This is a genomic window from Streptomyces flavofungini, from assembly GCF_041028215.1.
Classification (GTDB): Bacteria; Actinomycetota; Actinomycetes; order Streptomycetales; family Streptomycetaceae; genus Streptomyces; species Streptomyces flavofungini_B.
In genome coordinates this window covers 1-3,815 of record NZ_JASKYR010000660.1, presented here as the reverse complement: position 1 = coordinate 3,815, position 3,815 = coordinate 1, and the positions used below count along the sequence as shown (strand labels likewise).

General features: G+C 71.1%; 2 protein-coding genes and 1 pseudogene. 2 read left to right on the top strand and 1 reads right to left on the bottom strand.

Annotated elements, in window-relative coordinates; all coding sequences use genetic code 11:
- Positions 1 to 398, top strand: a pseudogene (locus tag AB8Z36_RS31975) (TetR/AcrR family transcriptional regulator); the annotation flags it as partial.
- 93 nt (positions 399 to 491) lie between these two features.
- On the opposite strand, the gene AB8Z36_RS31970 reads toward AB8Z36_RS31975, so the two are convergent.
- Positions 492 to 2,456 (bottom strand): M13 family metallopeptidase, encoded by a 1,965-nt coding sequence (locus tag AB8Z36_RS31970; protein WP_369216883.1) that lies wholly within the window; start codon positions 2,454 to 2,456, stop codon positions 492 to 494.
- 228 nt (positions 2,457 to 2,684) lie between these two features.
- Between AB8Z36_RS31970 and AB8Z36_RS31965 the strand changes: the two genes are divergently transcribed.
- A partial coding sequence (locus tag AB8Z36_RS31965) for a hypothetical protein (protein WP_440582051.1) occupies positions 2,685 to 3,815 on the top strand: 1,131 nt, incomplete at its 3' end.

The window sequence follows — 3,815 nt, the reverse complement described above, 5'->3', positions numbered from 1 at the left end:
TCGTGGAGCAGCGCACCGAGCAACTGCGGGCCGACGTCGTCGCCGGTCCCCCGCCGCTGGGCCCCGGCGCACCCGCCGACGTACGCGCCCTCGCCCTCCTCGACGCCATGCTGAGCCTGAAGCTCGGCACCCGGCCCCTGATGCTCGCCCTGGAGAGCGCGGGCAGCGGCAGCCCCTACCTCAACGACGCCTACCAGCTCTGGCACGCCGAGCTCACCGCCCTGCTCACCGAGGCCCGCGGCGAGCGGGACGCCGGTTTCCTCGCGCACGCGCTGCTGGCCTCCGTACGCAGCGACCTGATCGAGCACCTCAGCGCGGACGGCACACCGCCGGACCGCATCCGCGAAGGCGTGGCCACCCTGGCCCGCGCCGTACTGCGCCCCGAGGCCGTCGAGTAGTCCGGTACGACCTCGTTCCCGCGACCGGACCCGCCTTCGCCGAGGCCGCCCTCACCGAGGGCGGGACGGAGAAGGCGGGTCCGGTCGGCCGGATCACCAGATGCGGACCCGGTCCGCCGGGTCGAGCCAGAGACCGTCACCCTCCGCCGTGCCGAACGCCTCGTGGAACTCGTCGAGGTTGCGGACGATGTTCGCGCGGAACTCCGGCGGGGAGTGCGGGTCGATCGTGAGGTACTGCTGCTCCTGCTCCTTGCGGCGCTTGGTGCGCCAGCAGTACGCCCAGTTCTTGAAGAGCCGCTGGGAGCCGGTGCCGTCCTCGCCCTCGGGCATCGGCGCGCCATCGAGCGCGATGAGGTAGGCCGTGTGCCCGATGGTCAGACCGCCGAGGTCGCCGATGTTCTCGCCGACCGTCAGGGAGCCGTTGACGTGCTCGCCGGGCAGGTTGCGCGGCGAGAAGCCGTCGTACTGCTCGATCAGCGCCTTCGACTTCGCCTCGAAGGCGGTCTTGTCGGCGGCGGTCCACCAGTCGTTGAGGTTGCCCGCACCGTCGTACTGCGCGCCCTGGTCGTCGAAGCCGTGGCCGATCTCGTGACCGATGACCGAGCCGATGCCGCCGTAGTTCTCCGCGGCGTCGGCGTCCGGCGAGAAGAACGGCTTCTGGAGGATGCCCGCGGGGAAGCAGATCTCGTTCGTACCCGGGTTGTAGTACGCGTTGACCGTCTGCGGCAGCATGAACCACTCGTCGCGGTCCACGGGCGAGCCGATCTTCCGCAGCTCGCGGTCCGACTCGAACGCGGCGGCCGCCTGCGCGTTGCCCAGGAGGTCGTCGGGGCTGACGCGGAGCGCGGAGTAGTCCCGGAACTTGTCCGGGTAGCCGATCTTCGGGCGGAACGTGGCGAGCTTCTCGTACGCCCGCTCCTTCGTCTCGTCCGTCATCCAGTCCAGGCGGGCGATCGACTGGCGGTAGGCCTCCAGGAGGTTGGCCACCAGGTCGTCCATCATCGCCTTGGAGGACGGCGGGAAGTGCCGCGCCACGTACTCCTTGCCGACCGCCTCGCCCATGGCACCCTCGACGAAGGAGACGGCACGCTTCCAGCGGGCGCGCAGCTCCGGCGTGCCGTTGAGCGTACGGCCGTAGAACTCGAAGTTCACGCGCACGAACTCGTCCGGCAGGTACGGCGCGCAGGCGCGCAGCACCCGCGTCGTCGCCCAGTCCCGCCAGCGCTCGATCGGCACCTCGGTGAGGACGGCCGAGAGATGGGAGAGGTACGACGGCTGCCGCACGCACGTCTCGGCGATCGTCGCGTCCGAGCCGCCGAGGCCCGTCACATAGCCGCGCCAGTCGAACTCGGGAGCCAGGGCGACCAGCTCGTCGTAGGTGGTGAGGTTGTAGGTCTTCAGGACATCACGGGTGGCCGCGCGCTCCCAGTGGCCCGAGGCCAGCCTGGTCTCCAGATCGAGGACCGCCTTCGCGGCGTCCTCGGGGGCGCTGTGCTTGCCGAGGGTGAGCAGCTCGGTGAGGTGCGCGACGTACTTCTCGCGGACCTCGGCGAACTTCTCCTCGCGGTAGTAGGACTCGTCGGGCAGTCCGAGGCCGCCCTGGAGGACGTTGAAGAGGTAGCGGTCCGAGTCGCGGTCGTCGGAGTCGATGTACGAGCCGAAGAGGCCCGAGCCGCCGACGCGCTCGAAGCGGCCGAGGAACGCCGCGAGCTCGCGGACGTCGCGCAGCCCCGCGACCTCGTCGAGGAGCGGCTGCGCGGGCGCGAGACCGCGGGCGGCGATGGTCTCCTCGTCCATGAAGGAGCCGTAGAGGGCGGCGATCTTCCGCGCCTCCTCCGCGGAGGCGCCCTCTCCGGCCGGGGTGTCGGCCAGGTCCTGGATGATCTCCTTCACCTGCTGCTCGGCCGTGTCGGCGAGCTGCACGAAGGGGCCCCAGCTGGAGCGGTCCTCCGGAATCTTCTCCGTGTCGAGCCAGCGGCCGTTGACGTGGCCGAAGAGGTCGTCCTGCGGCCGGATGTCGGGGTTCATGCCCGGGCGGGCGTCATCCAGAATGCTCATCCTCGCAGCCTATGCGAGCGATCAGCCCGGGACGAAGGCCTACGCGGTCGGCGGAACCCGGCGGGACCCGGCGGGACCCGACGGGACCCGGCGGATGAGGCCGTCGCCCGTTCCGCGCCAGTGCCTCGCCGGTGCCTCGCCCGCAAAACGTGCCAATCGGAGCGATAAAGTGTCGCGTCCACCTCGTCCCCCCACTGTCACACCGGGAGCACTTCCGTGACCTCAGCCATGGCCCCGTCCGAAGAATTCTGGTCGCCCGAGGAAGCCGAGGAGACCACTCCGGGCGCCGGGGAGACCGCCGCGGCTCTCATCGGCGAGGACGCCCGCGCCTTCGGCGCCTACGCGCGCACCGGCGGCTGGGCCTTCGGCCTGAAGGTCGCCCGCAGCGTACGGCCCGGCGGGCAGAGCGCGGGCGAGACGCCGAAGATCTCCGCCAAGGAGTTCGCGGAGCTGGCGGGCTGCTCGGCCGAGCGCGTCATGCGCTACTACAAGGCCTGGGACAAGGCCGCGGACGACGGCATGGTGCCGCACTTCGAGGCGCTCGCGCCCGGCATGGACGTGGAACTGCCCGACGCCGACGCCTGGCTGACGTACTACACCTCCCGCTCCAGCGCCCTGTCCCCGCGCGGCAACGCCATCTCCGAGGCCGCCGAGGCCGAGGGCATCCGCCCCACCAAGGCCCTGGAGGTCGCCGAGAACCCCACGGCCCTGCGCGCCGCGATCCTCGCCGACCCCGGCACCGCGGAGGCGGCCCGCAAGGCCCTGATGGACCGCATCGACGAGGACCCGGCGCTGCGCACCGAGCTGGTCCGCGACATCGTCCGCACCGATGACCTCAAGAAGGCCGTCGCCGCCGAGTCCAAGGCGGGCGACCGCGTCGACTACGTCCGCCAGATCGTCGAGAAGGGCCAGGTCAAGACCCCCGCCGGGCAGATGATCGACGCCCCGGCCGAGCTGCGCGAGGAGGCCGAGCGGCACCTGTCCCTCATCGACGAGCTGGACGAGGGCGAGGACTCCGGCGAGTGGGCGCGCGAGGCGTACGACACCGTGCGCGACCTCATCGCGGAGACCGTGCAGAGCAACCCCGAGCTGCGGGTGCAGGAGCGGCGCGCGAAGTTCTACAGCAGCCTCCAGAAGGCCACGAAGGTCTTCGAGGAGCTGACGTTCGACGATGTGGACGACATCGACGACATCTACGAGGACGACATGGTCAAGCGGCTCGAAGACCTCCAGCAGGCGATCGGGGCATGCATCTCGGCGCTCCAGTCGGCCACCGCGCAGCAGGGAGACCGCCCGACCGTGCAGGTCCCGTCGGATCACGTCCCGTCGGAGCAGGCCCCGTCCGTGCCCGCGCAGGAG